Source organism: Trinickia dinghuensis, assembly GCF_003367175.1.
In the GTDB taxonomy this organism is placed as follows: domain Bacteria; phylum Pseudomonadota; class Gammaproteobacteria; order Burkholderiales; family Burkholderiaceae; genus Trinickia; species Trinickia dinghuensis.
Genome location: NZ_QRGA01000008.1, coordinates 75,641 through 98,402 on the forward strand (window position 1 = coordinate 75,641; position 22,762 = coordinate 98,402).

The window sequence follows — 22,762 nt, forward strand, 5'->3', positions numbered from 1 at the left end:
CGGACGCATCGCGCCGGGCCGAGGTGTCGCCTCGGCCGCAGGCGCTTGCCTCGACTCAATCGCCTTTATTCCTCAACGCTTTACGCTTACTCGCCGGTCAACGCTCGGTGCTCGCGCTCGACTGCCTCGGCATGCGTCGTCGCCACGCCCTGGATGGCGGCCGACAGACGCTGCAGATCCACGGCCGCCGCGTCCAAGCCGTGCAGCGCTTCGAGCCGGGCGCCCAGCCGCTCGAGCGCGGCCACGATCTCGTCGACGCGCTGCTTTTCGCCCGCCGCATGATCGATGAGCCCGTGCAGCGCAAGCGATACCGGATCCTCGGCGTTCGGCGTGATGCCGTAGGCGCAAAATGCCGCATGCTCGGGCGAGCGCTTCGGATCGGCCGGCGATATCACGCGCGCCGGATTGCCGACGGCCGTACCGCCTGCCGGCACCGGTTTGACGACGACCGCGTTCGAACCGATTTTCGCGTTTTCGCCGATCGTGAAGCCGCCGAGCACTTTCGCGCCGGCGCCGACGATCACGCCGCGTTCGAGGGTCGGGTGGCGTTTGGCGCCGCGCGTGAGCAACGTGCCGCCGAGCGTGACGCCTTGATAGATCGTGCAGTCGTCGCCAACCTCGGCTGTTTCGCCCACGACCACGCCCATGCCGTGATCGATGAACACGCGCCGGCCGATCGTCGCGCCGGGGTGGATCTCGATCCCCGTCATGAAGCGGGCGACCTGCGAAATGAAGCGCGCGAGCCAGCGGCGCCGTGCGAGCCAGCAGGCATGCGCGAACCGATGCAGAACGATCGCGTGGAACCCCGGGTAACAGGTGAGCACTTCCCAAGCACTGCGAGCGGCGGGGTCCCGCTGACGAATCGTTGCAATGTCTTCGCGAAGTCTCGTGAACATGATGGGGCTCGCTCGATTGTTAGGAACATCGTTGCCGGACGCGGCGGCGGGCGCGTCGATATGACATCCGGCGATTTGCTTATGAGGAACGCTTCGATTGTATGAGGATCATGCCGAACCTGCAGAACGCATGAAAATCGCCCCTGTGGGGAACAGGGGCATTGGCGGCGTTAGCCGCCAGGTCGGCATCCATTTGCGACGTGCGGGCGCCGCAGCGCCGCCGGATCGGGACGAGTACGACGGACGCGCTCCCTTACCCACAGGCACGCCGCCGTGCTACGACGACGAGCCGTCGCCGCCGTGCGCTTTGAGCAAGATGTGCTTCGCGATGCCACGCACGATGTTCACTTCCTCGCGCTCGAGACCGGCGCGAGCGAACAGCCTGCGCAAGCGCGACATCAGTTTCTTCGGGTTGGCCGGATCGAGAAACTCGAGGGCGATCAGCGCATTCTCGAGGTGGACATACATCCGTTCGATATCGTCGTTCGGCGCGCGCGCGCCGGCGGCGGTTTCGTCGGTCTGCCCGACCGGCGCGGCGCCGTCTTCCGCGAGATACGCGATCCGCAGTTCGTAGGCGAGCACTTGCACCGCCTGCGCGAGGTTGAGCGAGCTATAGGCGGGATTGGCCGGAATATGCGCGAGCGCGCTGCAGCGCTCGACGTGCTCGTTGGAGAGCCCCGTGCGCTCGTTGCCGAAGACGAAGGCGATGTCGCCGCCCAACGCGTGCGAGCGAGCCTCGCCCGCCGCCTCGCGCGGAGCGAGCTGCGGCGGACCGTACTCGCGCATCCGCGCCGTCAGCGCGACGGACCAGGTGACGCCCGCTAGCGCGTCGGCGATGGTCGGCACGATCCGCGCCGATGCCAGCACGTCTTCGGCACCGCTGGCCATGGCGATCGCCTCGGGATCGGTCTGCACATGGGCAAGACGCGGGGCGACGAGCACGAGCCGCGAGAATCCCATCGTCTTGAGCGCGCGGGCGGCGGCGCCTACGTTACCGGGATGGCTGGGCTCGACGAGAACGAACCGCGTCGAGGTGAAACCACCGTGCGGACCGGCCGCGCAGGTGTGAACGGTGGCAGACGGCGAAAGCGATGTGGAACGATTCAAGATGGCGAAATGAGCGAAGTCCGGCGAATAGGGAGCGATGCTTACCTGGCGATATGGTATCGCGCTCGCCGCGGGGATGCACCGGGTGCGCCCGGGATGCCGGCGAACGGCCGAGACCGTCCCGGACGAAAAGCAGGATACATTGGGCGCCCGCCCCGATGTTTGAGCCGGGCAGCCCAGGACTCAGGTAAAATTGCACGACTCGCGCCTTGCACGCAGGTCGATTTTCGTTCCCGCGCGCATGCACATCGCTCTTCTTCAATTCGCTTTCGTCGACGGAATGCCAGCGCATTCCGGGCGGTTTGGCCCAACAGCCACGGCATTCGCACCGCCGCGGCACAAGGAACCCGTTTTATGCACCCGATGCTCAACATTGCCGTCAAGGCTGCCCGTCGCGCCGGACAAATCATCAACCGCGCCTCGCTCGATCTGGACCTGGTTCAAGTCAGCAAGAAGCAGCACAACGATTTTGTGACCGAAGTCGACAAAGCGGCCGAAGCGGCCATCATCGACACGCTCAAAACGGCGTATCCCGACCATGCGATCCTGGCCGAAGAGTCTGGCCGCTCCGAAAACGAATCCGATTACGTCTGGATCGTCGATCCGCTCGACGGCACCACCAATTTCATCCACGGCCTGCCCTATTACGGTGTATCGATCGCCTTGGCGCACCGTGGCGTCGTCACGCAAGCGGTGGTCTACGATCCCAACAGCAACGATCTGTTCACGGCCTCGCGCGGCCGCGGCGCTTATCTGAACGATCGCCGCATCCGCGTCGGCCGTCGCGACCGCCTGGCCGACGGCCTGATCGGCACGGGCTTTCCGTTCCGCGAAGACGACCGCCTCGAGGCCTACTGCCGCCTGTTCGCCGAAATGACGCGTTCATGCACGGGCTTGCGCCGCCCGGGCGCCGCAGCGCTCGACTTGGCCAATGTGGCGGCGGGCCGGCTCGACGGCTTTTTCGAACAGGGCCTGAGCCCGTGGGACATGGCGGCGGGGAGCCTCTTGATCACCGAAGCGGGCGGTCTCGTCGGCAACTACACAGGCGATTCGGAGTTCCTGCAGCTTGGCGAGATTGTCGCGGGCAACCCCAAGATCTATGCCCAGATGGTGCCGATCCTGAGCCCGTACAGCCGCGTGGCCAAGAACGACTGACGAAAGCCGAGCGACGGATTGCACTAAAAAGGCGGCTTCGGCCGCCTTTTTAGTGCTCGCGTATGACATGTAGGTCTTACTTTTTCGAGCGCGCACGGCGGCTCGTCTCGGCGGATGAAAAAAGGCTTCTACACGATCATTGCTGCGCAATTCGTTTCGTCGCTGGCCGACAATGCCTTGCTGATCGCGGCCATCGCCCTGCTCGGCGCGATGCATGCGGCCAATTGGTTCACGCCACTGCTGCAGATCTTGTTCACGACGTCGTATGTCGTGCTCGCACCGTTTGCCGGCGCCTTCGCCGATGCCATGCAAAAGCGCCACGTCATGCTCGCGGCCAACGCGTTGAAGGCGGTCGGCTGCGCCATGATGCTCGCCGGCGTGCACCCGATGATCGCCTACGGCGTGGTGGGTATCGGCGCGGCGGCCTACTCGCCGGCCAAGTACGGCATTCTGACAGAGCTGCTGCCGCCGCAGCGGCTCGTCGCCGCGAACGCTTGGCTCGAATCGGCGACGGTCCTGTCGACCATTCTCGGCACCGCGTTCGGCGGCGCGCTCATCAGCCCCTACGTACAGCATCTCCTCCACGCGCGGCAGTGGGCGTTCATGCGCGAGGCGGCCGATGTCGCGATGTTCGCCGTCATGCTCGTGTATGCGGCGGCCGCGGTGATCAACCTCGGCATCCCCGATACCGGCGCGCGCTACGCGAACCGTCTGCGCGAGCCGAAACGGCTCGTCGGCGAATTCGTCGATTGCTTCAATATGCTGTGGCGCGACGAACTCGCGCAAATCGCGCTGTGGGTGACGACGCTCATGTGGGGCGCCGCCGTCACGCTGCAGTTGCTCGTGCTCAAATGGGCCGCCGTCAACTTGGGGCTAACGCTGTCGACGGCCGCCTTGATGCAGGGCGCCTCGGGCATCGGCATCGCGCTCGGCGCGGGGGCGGCCGCGGCGCTCGTGCCGCTTGCGCGCTCGCTGAAAGTCTTGCCCGTCGGGATCGCGGCCGGCATCGTGGCGGCGGCGATGGCGTTCTACGGAAAATGGCTGTTCCCTCCCGCGGCCGGCATTCGGCTCGGCGATCACTTCTTCGCCGCGTATATCCTGCTGGCCTACCCGCTCATGATCGCGCTCGGCGGCTTGGCCGGGTACTTCATCGTGCCGATGAACGCGCTGCTGCAGCATCGCGGCGCGACACTCATCACGGCCGGGCATTCGATCGCCGTGCAGAACTTCAATCAGAACCTGGCCGTGCTGTTGATGCTCGGCGTCTATGCGCTGCTGCTGCGCGCGAACATGCCCGTGCAGTGGATCATCGTGACGTTCGGCGGTTTTGTCTGCGCGATGATTTGGCTGGCGAAGCGGCGCAGCGAGGCCAATGCGCGCCGAGTCGACTTGAGGGCGATGATCGGGGAGTGAAGGCAGGCGCGGGGCTGCGAACAAAGCGAGCGGCACATGAAGCTTTGGCCACCCGCTTGGGTTGTTAATCGTCGCTGAAATGGAACGAGGAATCCCCTATTCTAAAAGCCATCGGCTTCGGTAGCGAGCCCGCTAAGGTGCTCGCGTGCCATCCAGGCGTATGCATCCACCCGCTCACCGAGCCGCGCCCGACAATCTCGCGAGAACAGGAAACAGGAAAAGGTCCAGCATGGAATCCGAAGCCGTCATCCCTACACTTTCTCGAAGAATCGGCATGCTCGCGATTGTCGACACGCAATACATTAAGCATCACTACGCGCCCGGCCTCACTCCTTCGACGCCGGCTATTGTGAATCCCGAGCATATGTTCATAGCCGGTGCTCACTTACGAAGCGGTGCCGGCACATTGGAATTTCACGCTAGAGTCGGTGATATCGTTTCCATCCGCTGCACCTCGGCCGCTCACAACTCAAACGACGCGGTGATTTTGTATAAAATACAAACGCAGCCCGCCGCCACGGAAATCGTGTTGGATTCCTTCGAGCAACGCATCGTAACAAGGCGCAATGCGGTAGCGGCGGATCCCGATTCGGCCAGCCGGGACGGTTTGCCCGCACTCGAGACGGCCGTCAATTTTTCGAGCTTCTCGTCGCAAATCCGGGCTCACGGCACCGAAGAGATTCGCATCGAATTCGCACTTTATGCGCTGACGCAAGGCCGCCAAACTCAGAGCCTAGTCGGTTATTACTGCTGTGACCTGAATATTTCCATCGCTTAGTCGTCGATCATCGCCAACGAGCACCACAGCAAGGCTAGACCACCTTGGCACATGTCATGAGGCGAGATTTCCGGGCATCTATGAAATAGGCGTGTAAATACTTGACAGCGAATCGGCTGCCCGGTCAATTATTGCAATCTCATTACACTCTTTCAGCTAAGTTAACGTTCTTCTAATTGCAAGATGTCCCTCAATTTATATTTACCTACCCCCTGTATACCTTATCAGGTGCAATTACTGAGAAACCGGAGCAAATTGCCGATGACGCATAAATTGCGTCATGGAGTAGTTCCGATTGCACTCACGTTATGGGAGACTTTGAAATGGACGTCACCCTTGCAGCAGCGCAGCAAAAAATCGACATCCTTACGGTTGTCGACACGGAGACCGTTAAGGCTTACTGGAACAAATCCAGCCCGAGTCGGACACCGAGCCAAGATCCGCAAAGTCCGACCGGCCTCGATCACAACAATAAATTCATGATCTGCACGGGATCGCGCGGCATAATCAGCGGACAAGGCACCGGCGACCTCAGCTTTAGAGCGAACGTCGGAGATACGGTGGGATTCGTGGGAACCTCGGCATATAACAATGAAATCGATGCCGTGATTATCTACAAGATCAAAAAGTTTTCAGGCACCGACGTATTCAATCAATTCAATGCGAATGTTTACGTCAGGAAGGAAGCAGTGCAGCCGGATCCGAACTCCGAAACTCGCGACGGCTTGCCGGCACTGCATGTGCCGACGAATTTTTCGAGTTTCGAGGCGTCGGTCCGGCAAAGCGGTACGGAAGGCTTCGGCGTGTGCTTCGCGCTGTACACGCTGGCGGATAACGGCCAACGGCAAGATCTGTATGGGTATTTCTGGTGGGATCCGACGATTACCGTGGCGTAACTTGCCGCTTCAATCGAGGCAGGCCGGTTTTGTAAGGTAAGAGGCCCGGCGGGGTAGCGATTCGGCTCCGCCGGGCTGAGCTTTGTCGCGCAGCGTCATAGTTCATCCCCTCTCTCCTTTCGGGCCCGCAAATTCGTGCGGAAAGCTTGGGGAGACCGACCACTTGCGGGCCTCCCGCAAGGCTTTGAGAAAAGACCAAGAAAAGAAAGTTGCCCGCCATCGAGCCTGTTGACAACCCAGCGAACACCAACCCCCACCGCAATCCCAGGTCCCGTCTGCTCCACTGCAGGTGTTGTCGTCGACAACCCCGCGGAGCGAGCGAGTATCGCTCGTCGACTTCGCTCGCCCATATTCCGCCGAGCGGCTATCGAATCCCCTAGAATACGGGGCTTGTTTTGGATTTCGCCTCGAATATCGGCGCGCTTGCGGTTCGTACCCTCTCTTTCCTTCGCTCAAGGGTCGGCCGATCGGACGAATACGCCTGAGCGCCGCCGGGCAGTAGAGTGAATCGAACACCACCGCCCCTCGCCCGCCCCGCTTTTACGCGCGGCGCGAAGGTCCGAAGATCGAACGCGAAAATCCGCACCCGAACACGTTCTTCCCATAGTCACGAATGAAAACCGAAACCAGCGTCGACGCTCCGGCGGAACAATCGCTTGCGAAGCACACGCCCTACATGCAGCAATACCTGCGCATCAAAGCCGACCATCCCGGCACGCTGCTGTTCTTCCGCATGGGCGATTTCTACGAGCTCTTCTTCGACGACGCCGAAAAAGCGGCGCGCCTGCTCGACCTGACTCTGACGCAACGCGGCGCCTCCGGCGGCAATCCGATCAAGATGGCCGGCGTGCCCTACCACGCCGTCGAGCAATATCTCGCCAAGCTCGTGAAGTTCGGCGAGTCGGCCGCCATTTGCGAACAAATCGGCGATCCGGCCACGTCCAAGGGGCCGGTCGAGCGCAAGGTCGTGCGCATCGTCACGCCGGGCACGCTGACCGACGCCGCCCTGCTTTCCGACAAGAACGACCTCTATCTGCTCGCCGCCTGCCCCGCGCACAACAAGCGCGGCGTGACGACGGCAATCGGCCTCGCATGGCTCAACCTCGCGAGCGGCGCGTTGCGGCTTGCCGAGGTCGCGCCGGGCGAAGTGGGCGAGGCGCTCGAACGCATCCGCCCGGCCGAAGTGCTCGTGGCCGACGGCGCGGCCGACCTCGTGCCCGGCACGGCTGCAGGCACGCTCACACGCGTACCCGCCTGGCACTTCGACGTCGCCTCGGGTGTGCAGCGCCTGTGCGATCAATTGAACGTCGCGAGCCTGGACGGCTTCGGCGCCGAGGGGCTCACGAGCGCGTGCGGTGCCGCCGGCGCCGTGCTGCTCTATGCCGCTGCGACGCAAGGCCAGCAGTTGCGCCACGTGCGTAGTCTGAAAGTGGAAACCGAGTCGGAATACATCGGCCTCGATCCGGCCACGCGCCGCAACTTGGAGCTGACCGAGACGCTGCGCGGCGGCGAATCGCCGACGCTGTGCTCGCTCCTCGATACCTGCTGCTCGACGATGGGCAGCCGTCTGCTGCGCCATTGGCTCCATCACCCGCCGCGCGCGGCCATCGTCGCGCAATCGCGCCAGCAAGCGATCGGCGCGCTGCTCGACGCCCCGCACGGAACGAGCCTCGACATGCTGCGCGGCGCCCTGCGCAAAATCGCCGACGTCGAGCGCATCACGGGCCGCCTCGCACTGCTCTCCGCCCGGCCGCGCGATCTGTCGAGCCTGCGCGATACGTTCGCGACGCTGCCGGCTTTGCGCGAACTCGTCACGGCGATGGCAGCCGGTACACCTGCTCTCGAACGCATCGGTGCCGGCCTCGAACCGCCGGCCGGCTGCGTCGAATTGCTGATTCGCGCCGTCGCCGAAGAGCCCGCCGCGATGGTGCGCGATGGCGGCGTCATCGCGCGCGGCTACGACAGCGAACTCGACGAGCTGCGCGACATTTCGGAAAACTGCGGCCAATTTCTGATCGATCTCGAAACGCGCGAACGGACACGCACGGGCATCAACAATCTGCGCGTCGAGTACAACAAGGTGCACGGGTTTTACATCGAGGTCACGCGCGGCCAAACCGACAAGGTGCCCGACGACTATCGGCGCCGGCAAACTTTGAAGAACGCCGAGCGCTACATCACGCCCGAGCTCAAAGCGTTCGAAGACAAAGCGCTGTCAGCGCAAGAGCGCGCGCTCGCGCGAGAACGCGCGCTTTACGATGCGCTCCTGCAGACCCTGCTGCCGTTCATCGAAGATTGCCAGCGCGTGGCCGCCGCACTCGCCGAACTCGATCTGCTCGCCGCCTTCGCCGAACGCGCGCAGGCCCTGCGCTGGGTCGCGCCGGAATTCTCGGAGGACGGCGGCATCGACATCGAGCAAGGGCGCCACCCCGTGGTCGAAGCGCAAGTCGAACAGTTCGTGGCGAACGATTGCCGCTTGAGCACGGAGCGCAAGCTGCTGTTGATCACCGGCCCGAATATGGGCGGTAAGTCGACCTTCATGCGGCAGACGGCCTTGATCGCGCTGATGGCGTACGTCGGCAGCTACGTGCCCGCGCAGCGCGCCTGCTTCGGTCCGATCGACCGCATCTTCACGCGCATCGGAGCGGCCGACGATCTAGCGGGCGGCCGTTCGACGTTCATGGTCGAAATGACCGAGGCCGCCGCGATCCTCAACGACGCCACCGAACACAGCCTCGTCCTGATGGATGAAATCGGCCGCGGCACGTCGACGTTCGACGGCCTCGCGCTCGCCTGGGCCATCGCGCGCCACCTACTCTCGGCCAACGGCTGCTACACGCTGTTCGCCACGCACTACTTCGAACTCACGCAGTTGCCCGCCGAATTCGCCCAGGCCGCCAACGTGCACTTGTCCGCGGTCGAGCACGGACACGGAATCGTCTTCCTGCATGCCGTCAGCGAAGGGCCCGCGAGCCAAAGCTACGGCTTGCAGGTGGCCCAATTGGCAGGCGTGCCCGCGGCCGTGATTCGAGCCGCCCGCAAGCACCTCGCGCATCTCGAGCAGCAGTCGGTCGCGCAGGCCACGCCGCAGCTCGATCTGTTCGCCGCTCCGGTGTTCGCGGAGGACGCGCCCGACGAGTCGGACGATGCCGGCGCCCAAGCCGCCGAACGCCTCCCCCATCCCGCGCTGGAACGGCTCAAGGGCATCGACCCGAACGAGCTTCGTCCGCGCGATGCGCTCGATTTGATCTACGAATTGCATGATCTGGCGAGCGCGGCCGAAGCGCGCGGCAACCAGGAGTACGAGCGGTGACCGTAGGCCGGCGGGCGGCTTCGCACGGCAGCTTGGCAGCCCTCGCGCTGGTACTTGCCTGCGTGTCCTGCCTAGCCTGCCTTGCCGCGCCCGCGCGGGCAGCCGAGCCGCGCTTTGCGTTCGCCGTCGTGTCCGGCGTCATGAGCAGCGAGGCGGACGAGCCGGCCGCGCAGCGTCTAATCGAAGCCATTGGCCTGGACCCGCATCTGTCGTTCGTCGTCTACGACGGCAACGTGAAAGGCGCCGCCGAGCGGTGCGCCGATTCGCTTTACGACCGCCGCCAGCAACTGCTCGAAGCATCGGCGCTACCGCTCGTCGCGATCCCCGGCCAGCACGACTGGGCCGATTGCGCGAGCGCGGCGGCCGGTCGCTACGACGCCGCCGAGCGGCTCGATTTCCTGCGGCAGACGTTGTTTTCGGACACGACTTCGCTCGGTCGGCCGACACTCACATTGGCGCGCGAAAGCGAAGTCGCACGGTTTCGCGCGTTTCGAGAAAACGTTCGCTGGGAAGATGACGATACGGTCTTCGTCGGCCTCGACGTCGTCGGCGGCAACAACCACTACTCGGATGCGGGGGGGCGCAACGGCGAGTTCGACGATCGCGCCATCGCCTCTGCATTTTGGCTCGAACATGCGGCCGAATATGCCAAGCGGCATCGCGCGAAAGCGCTCGTGATCTTCGTCGAAGCCGATCCGAACTTTTCGCGCTACGAAGAACACGCCGACCGCTTTCCTTGGCTGCGCTTTACGCGGCATCGCAAGCCGGACGGCTACCTCGAATTCAAACGCAGCCTCGTGAAGACGGCGCGATCGTTTCGCGGGCCCGTGATCTTGATCCATCACAGCACGCACGCACCCGCGGGCGGGTTCGTCATCGATCAGCCGCTTTACAACGACAAAGGGGTACGCGTCGCCAACTTGACGCGCATCGCGATCGCGCCGCGCGACCCGCAAACGCAATGGGTGCTGTTCGACGTGAATTATGGCCGGCCGGTGCCGTTTCACGTCACCGTGCGCAACACACCGAAGGTGCTGCCGGCCCTGCCGGCCGCGCCGGCGGAGCCGATGGAAACACCGCCGCCGGGTGCGAGCGCGCCCGGACAAACACTTGAACTCGAGCCGCTGCCGGGCATTCAGTACGTGATGCCGGCGGCGCCGGCGGCCATGCCCCCGCCGGCCTCCGCGCCACCTCCGGCCTCCGCGCCGCCCCTGCCGGCGTCGGAACCGCCGCTGCTGCCCGACACGTTCGACCAAAGCCCGATGCAGGGCGCGCCGGCAACGCCGGCATCGCCCGCGAGCGCGGCATCGGCGCCGAACGGCGCGATGCCGCCCGCCGCGCCGAACTCAATGCAAGGTGGGGGCTCCTGAGGCGTCTTCCTCGTCGTCATCTTCGTCGATAACTTCAATGCCGTCCGCGCCGTGCGCGTGCGCATGTTCGATCTCGTCAGCCGTCGCTTCGCGCACTTCCTTGACCGTCAACGCAAAACGCAACGCCATGCCGGCCAGCGGGTGGTTGCCATCGAGCACGACCTTGTCTTCCGCCAGATCGGTAACGGTATAGATCAGCGAATCGATCTCGTCGTCGGCGTCCTCGGGCGTGCCTTCGAACTGCATGCCGACTTCGAGCGGCTCGGGGAAACGGTTGCGCGGCTCGATCTTCACGAGTTCGGGATCGTAGTCGCCGAATGCGTCTTGAGGCTCGAGTTGGATCTGCGTCTGGAAGCCGGTCTCGTGCCCGTCGAGTTCTTCCTCGATTTTGGGGAACGTGCCATCATAGCCGCCGTGCAGATAGACCATCGGCTCGTCGCTTTCCTCGATGAGATTGCCCTCGGCATCCGAGAGCTTGTAAGCGACCGACACAACGGTGTTTTTTGCAATTTTCATTCGAGTCTCCAAAATACTTTCCCATTATACGATGCCCAAGCGGCCCCTCGACCATCAGGCCAATTCCGCCGCGTCCGCCCCGCGCGCGACGCTCGCCGCACCGCTTTCCCCGCCTTCGCCCGACGTGCCCACGGCGCTGCTCGGCGGCCTCTCGCCGTCGCAGTTCATGCGGCGTTATTGGCAAAAGAAACCGCTGCTGATACGCGGCGCCATTCCCGACGTCGCGGCCCCGCTCTCTCGCGATGCGCTGTTCGAGATGGCCGCCGGCGACGATGCCGAATCGCGCCTCGTCTCGTGCTCGCGCGGGCGCTGGCGCCTCGAGCACGGCCCGTTCGACACGGGCGCGCTGCCGAGCGTCAAACGCCGTGAATGGACGCTGCTCGTGCAAGGCGTGGATTTGCACGACGATCGCGCGCGCGCCCTGCTCGACCGATTCCGCTTCATACCCGACGCCCGTCTCGACGATTTGATGATCTCCTACGCGACCGACGGCGGCGGCGTCGGTCCGCATTTCGATTCTTATGACGTCTTTCTGCTGCAGGTGCACGGCAAACGCCGCTGGCGCATTTCGGCCCAGCGCGACCTGACCTTGAAACCCGGACTGCCCTTGAAGGTTTTGCAGCATTTCGAGCCCGATGAGGAGTGGCTGCTCGAGCCCGGCGACATGCTGTATCTGCCGCCTCACATCGCTCACGACGGCGTCGCCGAGGGCGAATGCATGACCTGCTCGATCGGCTTTAGGGCGCCCTCGGCGAACGAACTCGTCGGCCAGTTTTTGTACTATTTGGCCGAGCGAGGCGAAGCCGCGCACTCGCAAGCGGGCGAGCGGCTCTATCGCGACCCGCACCAAAACGCGGTGGCGCATCCGGCCCAGCTGCCCGAAGCCCTTGTCGCCGAGCTTGGCTCGATCCTTGCGCGCGTGAAATGGACGGAACGCGACTTGATCTCGTTCCTCGGCAGCTATCTGAGCGAGCCGAAGCCGCAAGTGGTATTCGACGCGCCCGATCGGCCGCTCGGCGAAGCGGCGTTCATCCGGCGCGCGCAGGTGTCGGGCATCCGGCTCGACAACAAGGCGGCGCTCCTCTATGGCGCACGGACCTACTTCATCAACGGTGAAGAATCGGCCCTTCCTCGCAGCCGTAAATGGCTCTGCGAATTGGCCGATGCTCGACGAATTGAGGGGAAACGCTTTGTAACACTCTCGGCCGATGGACCGATGACAGCCTTACTGTACGAGTGGTATCGTGCCGGCTGGGTACGAGTCGGCGCATCCCCTTGAAGCTGGCCGCCCGAACCTATCGATTACGGTTAAATTCTGTATGAGAAAGGCAACGTATTGACCCTGCTTTGTCGACGGTCGGTACGAAAGTGCATATAATTTCCGCCCAAGCCGTGGGGAAGATTCACGCTCTGAATGTGCATCCCACCAGCGGCCTAGGTTGGTGTTGGAGCACATTACCGGTATTATTTCGCGCTGTTGCTTACCTTTAACCATAAAAGGACGTGATCATGAAGAAATCCCTCCTCGTAGCATCCCTGTTGGCGGCTGTTGCACTGGCTGCGTGCAACAAGAGCAGCGACCAAAACGCTGCCGCTCCGGCTAGCGACGCAACGGCTGCTTCGGCTCCGGCTGCTGCTGCGAGCGACGCGGGCGCTGCTGCTTCGGGCGCTGCGGCTGCTGCTAGCGACGCAGGCGCTGCTGCGAGCGACGCGGGTGCTGCTGCTTCGGGCGCGGCTGCCGCTTCGGACGCAGGCGCTTCGGCTGCTGCTCCGGCTGCTGCCGCTCCGGCTTCGGGCGCAAGCCAGTAAGCTGCTGCCTGAAAGAGGCAACAAAAAACCGGCCTCGAGCCGGTTTTTTGTTGCCTACGTTTTTGTTGCCTACATGAAACTGAAGTAACTGAAGCAACCCAAGTCGCGCCCGCCTAACTTCCGCCGCAGTCGAGCCAATCGAATCCCAGCTCCTGCGACGCGACCATGATCTCTTCGGCCACCGTGCCGAGCACACCGGCCAGCGCTTGCTGCGCAAGCTCGGGCAGATTGTTTTGCTGACTCAGATGGGCCGCCACGATATGGGCGAGCCGTGACCTGTCCAACTCCGCCAAAATTCCGGCCGCCGCGTCGTTGCTCAAATGTCCGTGATTGCCGCCGATACGCGCCTTCAGCGACTGCGGATAGCGGCTCGCCGCGAGCATCCGCGTGTCGTGGTTGCACTCGAGCACGAGCGCATCGCAGCCGCTCAGCATGCTCGTGATATGGGGCGTGGACGTGCCGACATCCGTTAGGATGCCTAAGCGACGCGCTCCGTCTGAAAACACGAATTGAAGCGGCTCGCGGGCGTCGTGAGGCACCGTGTAGGGCAACACCTGGAGATCGCCGATCGAGGCCGTCTCGTCGCCCCATAGCACGTGCAAATCGACATCCGCGCAATCGGCACCGACAGCCTTGGCGGTCCCCCAGCTCATATAGAGCGGCAGCGACCACTTGCGGGCGAGCGTCAGCGCGCTGCCGATGTGATCGCTGTGTTCGTGCGTGATGAGAACGGCATCGAGCGCATCGATGCCGTATTGGAGGCGCGCGAGGCGGCGCTCGAGTTCCTTGGCGGAGAACCCGCAATCGAGCAGCACGCGCGTGGTGGTGTGACCGCTGGCGGCCTCGACGACGAGGGCATTGCCCTCGCTACCGCTGCCGAGGCTAGCAAAACGCATGGAACGAGGATCAGTTCAACTGCGCGTGCAAGAGCGAAATAATGTTTTTCGCCTCGGACGACGTATCGACTTGACCGCTCGCATCGACGACCGATACATCGGTGCCGGTGCCGTTCGCGTGAACGTTGACGAGAAACTCCTTGCCGGACTTCTGCTTCGGCGAGCTGCTATAGAACAGCTTGCCGAACAGGCCGTCGCCCTTCAACTCTTGCGCCGAATCGGCATAGCGGACGTAATAGATGCCCTTTTCGCGATCGCGGTTGTCGACCGTGAAATTGGTGCGATCGAGTGCGAGCCCGACACGCAGCCAGGCCACGTCGAATTGATCGGCGAGCGCGAGCGTCGTCGCGCCGCCGCTCATGTCGATCGTGGCCGGCGCCGACGCGGGCTTCGCATTGGCAAGCAACTCCTTCGACTGAGCCTCGGTCAGACCGAATTGCTCCATCAGCTTCGACAAGAACACGGCCTCGAGCACCGGGTTGCGCGGACGCTCGACCCAGCGCGACGAATCCTTTTCCTGCCCCGTCAGCACTTCCTCGAGCGCGCTATGCGTGATCGAAATATCGGTCGTGCCGTTCGGCCCGCGCTCCACGAGCGTGCGGAAACTGTCGCGCGTTCCCGAGGAATAAGCGAAGTCGATGACGTGGCCGATCGTGCGGCGGAACCAGTCGTCGGGAATGTTCGCGCGGTTCTCGGCCCAATCCGTCGTCATGATGCCCGTCGCGGGGACATCGCTCTTCAGGACGAAGCCGTTCGCCTTCCAGAAATCCTCGAGCTGCGGCCACAATTGATCGGGCGTACGGCCGTCGACGACGAGCCAGCGGCGATCGCCGTCACGTTCGATATGCATGCCGAGCGCATCTTGCGCGTTCGGTACGCCTTCGCTCGAATTGCCGGCCGCCGTCACGTTGCGCGCAGGCGCGCCGCCCAGGGCCGCGCTGACGGGCGGCGCCGTGTATTGCGGCTGCACCTTGGCCTCGTTGAGGTCGCTCGGCACCTTCAGCGGGGGCGCCGAACCCGTCGCCTTGTAATCGACACGATCGGCGGAGAACCAATCGTTGAGCGACTCGCACCCCGCGAGCGAGGAAATCGCGAGCACGAGCGCCGCTGCGCGGATGGCATTGATGGAGAAAGCGGAACGTTTCATGAGGTCCTTCGTGATGCGCGACACAGGGCTGCGACGACGCTGAGCGTGTGACTCGGTATCGACGTCGATGAATGCAATGAATCCGATACGGCGACGGCGCAGCGCGCCGGCCGCGTTATGCGAGCAAGCCCGCGTCGACGAGCGCCGCGCGCACCGCATGGTGGTACTGCGGGTCGAGCGGCGTCAGCGGCAACCGAATGCCGCTCTTGATCCGCCCCATCTGCTCGAGCGCCCATTTCACCGGAATCGGATTCGATTCGATGAACAGATTCTTGTGCAGCGAAAGCAGCTTGAAATGGATCTCGCGCGCCGTTTTCGCGTCGCCCGCGATCGCTGCCTTGCACAGCTCGCTCATCGCGCGCGGCGCGACGTTGGCCGTGACCGAGATATTGCCGTGGCCGCCCAGCAGCATCAGCGCGATGGCCGTCGGATCGTCGCCGCTCAGAATCGCGAAATCGGCGGGCGCCGCTTTGATGATGTGCGCCGCGCGATCGATGTTGCCGGTCGCTTCCTTGACGCCGATGATGCCCGGCACCTGCGCGAGGCGCAGGACCGTCTCGGCCGACATATCCGCCACGGTGCGGCCCGGCACGTTGTAGAGGATGACGGGCAGATCGACCGATTCCGCGATCTTCGAGAAGTGACGGTAGATGCCCTCTTGCGTCGGCTTGTTGTAGTACGGCACGACCTGCAGCGTGGCGTCGGCGCCGAGCGACTTCGCTTGTCGGGTCAGCTCGATCGCTTCGACGGTCGAGTTGCCGCCCGCCCCGGCGATGACCGGAATGCGCCCGGCCGTGTGTTCCACGGCCGTCTTGATCATCAGGACATGCTCTTCGACCGACAGCGTGGCCGATTCGCCGCTCGTTCCGACGACACAGAGCGCATTCGTCCCTTCATCGATGTGCCAGTCGATCAGCTTGCGAAACGCCGGCAGATCGAGCCCGCCGTCGTCGAGCATCGGCGTGACGATCGCCGGAATGCTGCCGCGAATGCGCAGGCCGCCTTGGGTACCGCTGGATGTGCCGTTAGCCATGAAACGCCATGAATTCAAACGTGAAAACGCGATTGTAGCGGATTAACCGATCAAATCGTAACGCGTGTAATGTGCGGGCGCCGCACCGTCGGTCGCGCCCCCCGCCTGCGGCCGCGCCGGCAAAACGGCGCAAATCCTTTGGACGAAAGCCGGCCTCGGCGCGGCCAGGTAGCCGTCTTCGTAGGCGACCACCGCCAGGCGGCCCCGCACGGCGTCGAGCAATTCGCCCGGCGCCAGCAAGAACGCCGGATTCGACGGTTTGCCGACCGTTTCGTTGCCGCGCGCGAAGGTTTCATACAACAAAACGCCGCCCGGTGCGAGCAGTTGCGCGAGACGCGGCAGCAGCGGCCGATATAAATAATTCGTAACGATGACGGCAGCGAACCGCCGCGTATCGGGAAGCGGCCACGGACTGCCGTTTTCGAGATCCGCTGGGATGGGCTCGACGCCGGCGATGCCGGAGAGCGCGCCGAGCGCCGCCTCGGCGCGATCGATCGCCACCACGGGATGCCCGCGCCGCGCGAACCAGCGCGCGTGGCGGCCACTGCCGGCCGCGATATCGAGCACCGCGCCGCCCGGCGCGATCAGATGCGACCAGCGCTCGATCCATGGCGAGGGCTCCCCCGCGCCTTCGAGCGGCGCGGCAGGCAGGCACTCGTGCGGAGCACTCATTGCCGCCCGCCCCGGTCTCCAAGCCGACCGCGGGGCAACGTGCTCATGCTCACGAGTACGACAACCCCATCGCATCGCGCACGTCGCGCATCGTTTCCGTCGCGAACTTGCGCGCCTTGTCGCAGCCGTCGGCCACGATCGCGCGCAGCAGCGAGGGATCGTCCATGTATTTTTGCGCGCGCTCGAGCATCGGCTGCTGCTCGCGCAAGATGCCTTCGATCACGGGCTGCTTGCACTCGAGGCAGCCGATCCCGGCGGAACGGCAGCCCTTTTGCACCCACTCGTGCGTCGTCTCGTCGGTATAGACCTGATGCAGCTGCCAGACCGGGCATTTGTCCGGATCGCCCGGATCGGTGCGGCGCACGCGCGCGGGATCCGTCGGCATCGTGCGAACCTTCTTCGAGATGGTCTCGGCATCCTCGCGCAGGCCGATCGTATTGCCGTACGACTTCGACATCTTTTGCCCGTCGAGACCCGGCATCCGCGAAGCCTTCGTCAACAGCACCTGGGGCTCGACGAGGATGATCTTGCGCGCCCCTTCGAGATAGCCGAACAGCCGCTCGCGGTCGTTCATCGACAGGCTTTGCGACTCCTGCAACATCGCGCGCGCTTGCTCGAGCGCCTCGTCGTCGCCTTCCTGCTGATAGGCGTTGCGGAGCTCGTGATAAAGCTTGGACCGCTTGCCGCCGAGCTTTTTGGCGGCATCGAGCGCCTTCTCCTCGAAGCCCGGCTCGCGCCCGTACAGATAGTTGAACCGGCGCGCGATCTCGCGCGTCATTTCGACGTGCGGGACTTGGTCTTCGCCCACCGGAACGAGCGAAGCACGGTAAAGCAGGATGTCGGCGGCCATCAGCACCGGATAGCCGAGGAAGCCGTAGGTCGACAGATCCTTGTCCTTCAGCTTTTCGATCTGCTCCTTGTAGGTCGGCACCCGCTCGAGCCAGCCGAGCGGCGCGCTCATGCCGAGCAGCAGCGCGAGTTCGGCATGCTCGGGCACGCGGCTTTGAATGAACAGCGTCGCCTGCGCCGGGTCGATGCCCGACGCGAGCCAGTCGATCAGCACTTCCCAGACACTCTTTTCGATGACCTCGGGCGTTTCGTAGTGCGTCGTCAACGCGTGCCAATCGACGACGCAAAAGAAGCACGGATACTCCGACTGAAGCCGGACCCAGTTCTTGAGCACACCATGGTAGTGGCCGAGGTGGAGCGACCCTGTCGGGCGCATGCCGGAGAAAATGCGGTCTGGAAACATGGGTTCAGGTCAGTTGAGAAGCGAAGCAAGAGGAGTCAGGATGGTCGTCACGGCATCGTAGCCGAACGAAACGAGCGGGCGCAGCCAAACCTTGGTGAGCAGGCCCGTCACGAGCAGCGCCATGACGATGAAAAAGCCGTACCGCTCCAACCGGGCGAGCGAAAGCGCCTGACGCGGCGGCAACAGCGCCATCAGCACGCGCCCGCCGTCGAGCGGTGGCAGCGGAAAGAGGTTGATCACCCCGAGCACGAGGTTGACGCCGATACCGGCCGCGGCCATCCGCGTGAAAAACGGTTCTTGGATGCCGAGCCCCGGCAGCACCACGGCGACCACGCCCCACAGCAGCGCTTGGATGAAGTTGGACAGCGGACCGGCCAGCGCGACCCAGAACGTACCCCAGCGCGGATTGCGCAGATTGTGGAACGCGACGGGCACGGGCTTCGCATAGCCGAACATGAACGCGCCGCCCGTCACGAAATAAAGCAGCAGCGGAATCGCGATCGTGCCGACCGGATCGATGTGGCGCATCGGATTGAACGAGACGCGCCCCATCATGTAGGCCGTGTTGTCGCCGAGCAAACGGGCGACGTAGCCGTGCGCGGCCTCATGCAGCGTGATCGCGAAAATCACCGGCAGCGCGTAGACGACGATCGTCTGGATTAAAGAGGGATTCATGGAAGTATTGTAACAAGCGCCCGGCCCGATCCCGCCGCCGGCGCGGGTTCGCTCATGCCGCCTCGAGGCCGAACGGCTCGAGCGAGCCGCGCCCCGCGCGCACCAGCACCGGCTCCTCGCCCGTCAGGTCGATGACCGTGGACGGCTCGCGCGGGCAAGCGCCGCTGTCGATGACGAGATCGAGTTGCTTTTCAAGACGCGTACGAATCTCCTCGGGATCGTTGAGCGGCTCGTCTTCGGACGGCAGAATCAGCGTGGTGGCCATCAGAGGTTCACCGAGCGCTTCGAGCAGCGCGAGCGTGATCGCGTGGTCCGGCACGCGCAGGCCGATCGTCTTGCGCGACGGATGCGAGAGGCGCCGCGGCACCTCTTTGGTCGCCAGCAGAATGAACACGTAAGGCCCGGGCGTCACGGATTTGATGAGGCGAAACTGCCGGTTGTCGACCATCGCGAACGTCGCCAATTCGGACAAGTCGCGCACGAGCAGCGACAGATGCTGCCGCTCGTCGAGCCCGCGGATGCGGCGCACGCGCGCCACGGCGTCCTTGTCGTCGAGGCGGCACGCGAGTGCATAGCTCGAATCGGTGGGCAGCGCGATCACGCCGCCCTCCTTCACGATCTGGATGGCCTGCGCGATGAGGCGAGGCTGCGGATTGTCGGGATGAATCCTGAAGAATTGGGACATGAGTGAGGAGTCGATGGGCCGGCGGAAACGGCAATCCTTGCCGTGGTCGCCGCGGCATGCCGCTAACGAAGCGGGCCGAGCACGGTGCGAGCGAGGACGAGGACGTTAAAGCCAGCGCTCCCAAACCGGTGTGAGATCGGACGGCAACTGCGGCAGCTTGCCGAGTTCGGTGCGCCCTTCCGACGGCGCATGGAAATCGGACCCGCGTGATGCCTCGAAGCCGAAGCGGCGAGCGACGTCCGCGTACTCGCGGTACTGGTCGGGCGAATGGCTGCCCGTCACGACCTCGATGGCCTTGCCGCCCAGATCGATAAATTGCCCGAACAGCGTGTCGAATTCGAGCGGCGTGTACTTGTAGCGGCCCGGGTGCGCGACGACCGCCACCCCGCCCGCGGCCCGAATCCATTGAACGGCCTGCTCGAGCGAGGCCCACCGGTGCGAGACGTATCCCGGCTTGCCTTCGCCCAGGTAGCGCTCGAAGACGTCGGGCGTCGATGCCGCGTAGCCCTTTTCCACCAAAAACCGCGCGAAGTGCGTGCGGGAGATCAGATCGGGGTTCGACACGAACTTCAATGCGCCCTCATAAGCGCCTTCGATGCCGAGGGCGGTAAGCGCATCGCTCATCGCCTGCGCGCGTGCGGTCCGCCCGCTGCGCGTCGCGTGGAGCCCTTCGGTGAGCGCCGCACAGGACGGGTCGATGCCGAGCCCGACGATGTGAACCGTACGCGACGCCCAGGTGACCGACACTTCGACGCCGTTCACGTAGCGCATGCCGAGCGCCTCGGCTTCGGCGCGCGCCGGCGCCTGCCCCGCCAAGACGTCGTGATCGGTCAGCGCCCAGAGCGTGACGCCCCCCGCGTGCGCGCGGCGCGCGACCTCGGCGGGCGTAAGCTGACCGTCGGAAACGGTTGAATGGCAGTGGAGATCGGCGTTCATGCTATGGGGATCGAGTGATCCTCTTATTTTACCCGCATCGCTCGAACTCAGCGGCCGAAACGTTCAGACAAAGACGCGGCGCCGGACATCCACGGCATGCCCGATGCGCGTCCGCGCTACGCGCAAAACGCCTCGATCAGCGCCGCGACTTGTTCCGGCTGGTCGTGGTGAACCATGTGGCCCGCCTCTTCGATGAGTTTCTCGCGCCAATCGGGGAATGCCTCGAAACGCGCTTTGTACTCGTCGAGCGGAATCGCGCCGGCCAGCATCGCCAAGGTCGGCGACGCCACGGCCTCGACGTGCAGGACCTTGGCCGTGACCTTCGACCACACGGCCATCACTTCGTCCAGGCGGTACAGCAGCGGCCCGTGATGTTTATGGGCCGGATCGGCCAGCAGCAGGTAGCGGCCGTCGTCGCCCCGCTTGGCCCAGTGCCCGGCCAAAAACCGCGCGCGCTCGGGCGCGAGCCGCGGATTGGTCTTCACGAGGCGAGCGGCGACGTCGCCCAGCGTCGCATACGTCTTGAGCCGGGCCGGCTCGCGGATGTCGTCGAGCCAGGCCGCCAAACGCCGCGGCCACTCGCTCGGCTGCGCGGGAGCAAGCCCGAAACCTTCCAAATCGACCACGCGCCGCACGCGTTCGGGGCGCGCGCCCGCATACAGGCAAATGACGTTCGCGCCCATGCTGTGTCCGACGAGATTGACCTGTCCTGTCGGTGCATAGTGGTCGAGCAGCGCTTCGAGGTCGCTCAGATACTCGTGAAACCAGTAGTGCCCGCCGCCGTGCTCGGCAACCGGCCAATCGGACAGGCCGAACCCGCGTGCATCGGGCGCAATGACCTGCCAATCGCCGCCGAGCGCGTCGACGACGAACTGGAACGACGCCGAGACGTCCATCCAGCCGTGCAGCATGAAGAGCGCCGGCGCGTCGGGGCTGCCCCAGCGCCGCACGTGAAGCTTGGTGCCGCGCACGGTGACGAAATCGGATCGGGAGGTGTTCATGGTCGGTGTCGGTATCGGGGAGCCGAAAAAAGAATGACCGTTCGATTATATCGGCGTATCGAATTTTTGGCCGGCACACGGGCAACGACGATTAGATGCGATCCTCGATTCGGCTTCGGTGCCCGTGGGACGCGCCCGTAGGGTCAGCTTTCGTGCGATTTTCCGGTGTCGGGCTGCGTGTCCGTGTCTGGCGCGTGCGCCGCCAAGGCCGCCAGTTCGTCCTCATCGAATCCCGCCTCGCGCCGCGCGTCGAAATTGAACGGCCCGCGCAGCCGCGGCGCCCGATACTGCTCGGCCAGCCGAGCGTACGTCTCGTGCGGCTCCAGCGCCCGAGCATCGCATAGATACCGGAACCATCGATTGCCGATGCGCACGTGCCCGATCTCGTCTCGCAGAATCACATCGAGAATCGCGGCGGACTGCGCGTCACCGGCTTGCATCAGGCGGGCGCGGATCGGCGGCGACGCGTCGAGCCCGCGTGCCTCGAGCGTGCGCGGCACGAGCGCCATCCGCGCGAGCACGTCGTCGCACGTGCGGGCGCACATGTCCCACAGGCCGTCGTGGGCGGGATAGTCGCCGTAGGCATGGCCGAACTCGTGCAAGCGCGCTTGCAGCAACCCGAAGTGATGCGCCTCTTCGAAGGCCACTTGCAGCCAGTCGGCGTAAAACGCCTCGGGCATGCCCGGAAACCGCCAGACGGCGTCCAGCGCCAGATTGATCGCATTGAACTCGATATGCGCGATCGCATGCAGCAAGACGGCGCGCCCCTCTTCGGTCTGCATGCCGCGATGCTTCAACCGCCGGGGTTCGACAAGTTCGGGCTTGGCGGGGCGCCCCGGCAGACTGTCGGGCGCCGCGATGATCTCGTCGGCCCGGCATATCGCCTCGCCCGCTCGGTAGCGGCGATGCAGTTCACCGACCGCGGCCGTCTTGGCGCCCGGCTCGCTTTCGCCGAGCGCGGCAAGCGCCGACCAGCGCATGCCGGAAGCCGAATGGTCGGAAGGATCGAGGTTGGAGGCAGGCCGATTCATCGATAGGAATGCGAGCAATACGTAGCACGTAGCGGGACAAGGAGCGACGGTTGGACGGCGGTGCGCAAGCACCGCGCCACGGCGCGCGGGCGGACCGTTTACAATATGCGATTCGACATCCGCGCGTGGCCGCGCTTCCAATGCCGCGGCATTGTACCGGCCGTGCCCCGCTCGCCCAAGG

At 64.5% G+C, this 22,762-nt stretch carries 21 protein-coding genes; 8 read left to right on the forward strand and 13 right to left on the reverse strand.

The annotated features are described in order from the left end of the window. Positions 1–86: 86 nt before the first annotated feature. Together cysE and DWV00_RS15055 are read right to left on the reverse strand one after the other, a co-directional pair. The gene (gene cysE, locus DWV00_RS15050) at positions 87–896 is read right to left on the reverse strand and encodes a serine O-acetyltransferase (protein WP_115534398.1); all 810 of its coding nucleotides are present in this window, start codon (positions 894–896) and stop codon (positions 87–89) included. 276 nt (positions 897–1,172) lie between these two features. Then, positions 1,173–2,006, reverse strand: a complete 834-nt coding sequence (locus DWV00_RS15055) for an RNA methyltransferase (RefSeq protein ID WP_115534399.1) — start codon at positions 2,004–2,006, stop codon at positions 1,173–1,175. A gap of 351 nt (positions 2,007–2,357) precedes the next feature. On the opposite strand from DWV00_RS15055, the gene DWV00_RS15060 reads away from it, so the two are divergent. From DWV00_RS15060 to DWV00_RS15085, 6 genes are all read left to right on the forward strand, one after another. Then, positions 2,358–3,158, forward strand: coding sequence for an inositol monophosphatase family protein (locus DWV00_RS15060; protein WP_115534400.1), 801 nt, complete (start codon positions 2,358–2,360; stop codon positions 3,156–3,158). 114 nt (positions 3,159–3,272) lie between these two features. Further along, a complete protein-coding gene (gene lplT, locus DWV00_RS15065) occupies positions 3,273–4,571 on the forward strand; it encodes a lysophospholipid transporter LplT (protein ID WP_115534401.1) in 1,299 nt (432 codons plus the stop codon). 229 nt (positions 4,572–4,800) lie between these two features. Further along, the gene (locus tag DWV00_RS15070; RefSeq protein WP_181885467.1) at positions 4,801–5,349 is read left to right on the forward strand and encodes an AidA/PixA family protein; all 549 of its coding nucleotides are present in this window, start codon (positions 4,801–4,803) and stop codon (positions 5,347–5,349) included. 323 nt (positions 5,350–5,672) lie between these two features. After that, positions 5,673–6,245, forward strand: coding sequence for an inclusion body family protein (locus tag DWV00_RS15075; RefSeq protein WP_115534403.1), 573 nt, complete (start codon positions 5,673–5,675; stop codon positions 6,243–6,245). 613 nt (positions 6,246–6,858) lie between these two features. Further along, positions 6,859–9,558, forward strand: coding sequence for a DNA mismatch repair protein MutS (gene mutS / locus DWV00_RS15080; RefSeq protein ID WP_115534404.1), 2,700 nt, complete (start codon positions 6,859–6,861; stop codon positions 9,556–9,558). Then, positions 9,555–10,928 (forward strand): hypothetical protein, encoded by a 1,374-nt coding sequence (locus DWV00_RS15085; RefSeq protein ID WP_181885468.1) that lies wholly within the window; start codon positions 9,555–9,557, stop codon positions 10,926–10,928. Before mutS ends, DWV00_RS15085 begins: the two co-directional genes overlap by 4 nt. On the opposite strand, the gene DWV00_RS15090 is transcribed toward DWV00_RS15085, so the two are convergent. Next, entirely contained in the window at positions 10,905–11,444 is a 540-nt protein-coding gene (locus DWV00_RS15090) for an FKBP-type peptidyl-prolyl cis-trans isomerase (protein ID WP_115534405.1), read from the reverse strand. The two genes, DWV00_RS15085 and DWV00_RS15090, sit on opposite strands and share 24 nt — an antisense overlap. 31 nt (positions 11,445–11,475) lie before the next feature. Here DWV00_RS15090 and DWV00_RS15095 point away from each other — a divergent pair, with 31 nt between their 5' ends. Next, positions 11,476–12,723, forward strand: coding sequence for a cupin domain-containing protein (locus DWV00_RS15095; protein WP_115534406.1), 1,248 nt, complete (start codon positions 11,476–11,478; stop codon positions 12,721–12,723). A 230-nt stretch (positions 12,724–12,953) separates the two neighbouring features. After that, a complete protein-coding gene (locus tag DWV00_RS15105) occupies positions 12,954–13,253 on the forward strand; it encodes a hypothetical protein (protein ID WP_115534407.1) in 300 nt (99 codons plus the stop codon). 113 nt (positions 13,254–13,366) lie between these two features. On the opposite strand, the gene DWV00_RS15110 is transcribed toward DWV00_RS15105, so the two are convergent. The 10 genes from DWV00_RS15110 to DWV00_RS15155 all read right to left on the reverse strand — a co-directional run bounded on the left by DWV00_RS15110 (position 13,367) and on the right by DWV00_RS15155 (position 22,581). Beyond that, on the reverse strand, positions 13,367–14,149 hold the full coding sequence (locus DWV00_RS15110) for an MBL fold metallo-hydrolase (protein WP_115534408.1): 783 nt from the start codon (positions 14,147–14,149) through the stop codon (positions 13,367–13,369). Positions 14,150–14,159: 10 nt separating this feature from the next. Then, the gene (gene bamC / locus DWV00_RS15115; RefSeq protein WP_115534647.1) at positions 14,160–15,296 is read right to left on the reverse strand and encodes an outer membrane protein assembly factor BamC; all 1,137 of its coding nucleotides are present in this window, start codon (positions 15,294–15,296) and stop codon (positions 14,160–14,162) included. Between the two features lie 115 nt (positions 15,297–15,411). Next, on the reverse strand, positions 15,412–16,329 hold the full coding sequence (gene dapA / locus DWV00_RS15120) for a 4-hydroxy-tetrahydrodipicolinate synthase (protein ID WP_115534409.1): 918 nt from the start codon (positions 16,327–16,329) through the stop codon (positions 15,412–15,414). 42 nt (positions 16,330–16,371) lie between these two features. After that, positions 16,372–17,001, reverse strand: a complete 630-nt coding sequence (locus DWV00_RS15125) for a class I SAM-dependent methyltransferase (protein WP_115534410.1) — start codon at positions 16,999–17,001, stop codon at positions 16,372–16,374. Positions 17,002–17,050: 49 nt separating this feature from the next. Further along, on the reverse strand, positions 17,051–18,253 hold the full coding sequence (locus DWV00_RS15130; protein ID WP_115534411.1) for a tryptophan--tRNA ligase: 1,203 nt from the start codon (positions 18,251–18,253) through the stop codon (positions 17,051–17,053). A gap of 9 nt (positions 18,254–18,262) precedes the next feature. Beyond that, positions 18,263–18,928: a site-2 protease family protein gene (locus DWV00_RS15135; protein ID WP_115534412.1), complete on the reverse strand. Its 666-nt coding sequence runs from the start codon at positions 18,926–18,928 to the stop codon at positions 18,263–18,265. 52 nt (positions 18,929–18,980) lie between these two features. Next, the gene (locus DWV00_RS15140) at positions 18,981–19,613 is read right to left on the reverse strand and encodes an L-threonylcarbamoyladenylate synthase (protein WP_115534413.1); all 633 of its coding nucleotides are present in this window, start codon (positions 19,611–19,613) and stop codon (positions 18,981–18,983) included. A gap of 105 nt (positions 19,614–19,718) precedes the next feature. Further along, entirely contained in the window at positions 19,719–20,549 is an 831-nt protein-coding gene (locus tag DWV00_RS15145; protein WP_115534414.1) for a 3',5'-nucleoside bisphosphate phosphatase, read from the reverse strand. A 116-nt stretch (positions 20,550–20,665) separates the two neighbouring features. Further along, positions 20,666–21,550 carry an alpha/beta fold hydrolase gene (locus DWV00_RS15150; protein ID WP_115534415.1) on the reverse strand — a complete coding sequence of 295 codons (885 nt, stop codon included), beginning with the start codon at positions 21,548–21,550 and terminating at the stop codon, positions 20,666–20,668. Positions 21,551–21,693: 143 nt separating this feature from the next. Next, a complete protein-coding gene (locus DWV00_RS15155) occupies positions 21,694–22,581 on the reverse strand; it encodes a ferritin-like domain-containing protein (RefSeq protein WP_425452777.1) in 888 nt (295 codons plus the stop codon). Positions 22,582–22,762 lie beyond the last annotated feature (181 nt).

Bases quoted from the DNA above. Each gene is read 5' to 3' on its own strand.
- cysE (WP_115534398.1), bottom strand. From the start codon at position 896: ATGTTCACGAGACTTCGCGAAGACATTGCAACGATTCGTCAGCGGGAC.
- DWV00_RS15060 (WP_115534400.1), top strand. From the start codon at position 2,358: ATGCACCCGATGCTCAACATTGCCGTCAAGGCTGCCCGTCGCGCCGGA.
- lplT (WP_115534401.1), top strand. From the start codon at position 3,273: ATGAAAAAAGGCTTCTACACGATCATTGCTGCGCAATTCGTTTCGTCG.
- DWV00_RS15070 (WP_181885467.1), top strand. From the start codon at position 4,801: ATGGAATCCGAAGCCGTCATCCCTACACTTTCTCGAAGAATCGGCATG.
- DWV00_RS15075 (WP_115534403.1), top strand. From the start codon at position 5,673: ATGGACGTCACCCTTGCAGCAGCGCAGCAAAAAATCGACATCCTTACG.
- mutS (WP_115534404.1), top strand. From the start codon at position 6,859: ATGAAAACCGAAACCAGCGTCGACGCTCCGGCGGAACAATCGCTTGCG.
- DWV00_RS15090 (WP_115534405.1), bottom strand. From the start codon at position 11,444: ATGAAAATTGCAAAAAACACCGTTGTGTCGGTCGCTTACAAGCTCTCG.
- DWV00_RS15095 (WP_115534406.1), top strand. From the start codon at position 11,476: ATGCCCAAGCGGCCCCTCGACCATCAGGCCAATTCCGCCGCGTCCGCC.
- DWV00_RS15105 (WP_115534407.1), top strand. From the start codon at position 12,954: ATGAAGAAATCCCTCCTCGTAGCATCCCTGTTGGCGGCTGTTGCACTG.
- DWV00_RS15110 (WP_115534408.1), bottom strand. From the start codon at position 14,149: ATGCGTTTTGCTAGCCTCGGCAGCGGTAGCGAGGGCAATGCCCTCGTC.
- bamC (WP_115534647.1), bottom strand. From the start codon at position 15,296: ATGAAACGTTCCGCTTTCTCCATCAATGCCATCCGCGCAGCGGCGCTC.
- dapA (WP_115534409.1), bottom strand. From the start codon at position 16,329: ATGGCTAACGGCACATCCAGCGGTACCCAAGGCGGCCTGCGCATTCGC.
- DWV00_RS15125 (WP_115534410.1), bottom strand. From the start codon at position 17,001: ATGAGTGCTCCGCACGAGTGCCTGCCTGCCGCGCCGCTCGAAGGCGCG.
- DWV00_RS15130 (WP_115534411.1), bottom strand. From the start codon at position 18,253: ATGTTTCCAGACCGCATTTTCTCCGGCATGCGCCCGACAGGGTCGCTC.
- DWV00_RS15135 (WP_115534412.1), bottom strand. From the start codon at position 18,928: ATGAATCCCTCTTTAATCCAGACGATCGTCGTCTACGCGCTGCCGGTG.
- DWV00_RS15140 (WP_115534413.1), bottom strand. From the start codon at position 19,613: ATGTCCCAATTCTTCAGGATTCATCCCGACAATCCGCAGCCTCGCCTC.
- DWV00_RS15145 (WP_115534414.1), bottom strand. From the start codon at position 20,549: ATGAACGCCGATCTCCACTGCCATTCAACCGTTTCCGACGGTCAGCTT.
- DWV00_RS15150 (WP_115534415.1), bottom strand. From the start codon at position 21,550: ATGAACACCTCCCGATCCGATTTCGTCACCGTGCGCGGCACCAAGCTT.
- DWV00_RS15155 (WP_425452777.1), bottom strand. From the start codon at position 22,581: ATGAATCGGCCTGCCTCCAACCTCGATCCTTCCGACCATTCGGCTTCC.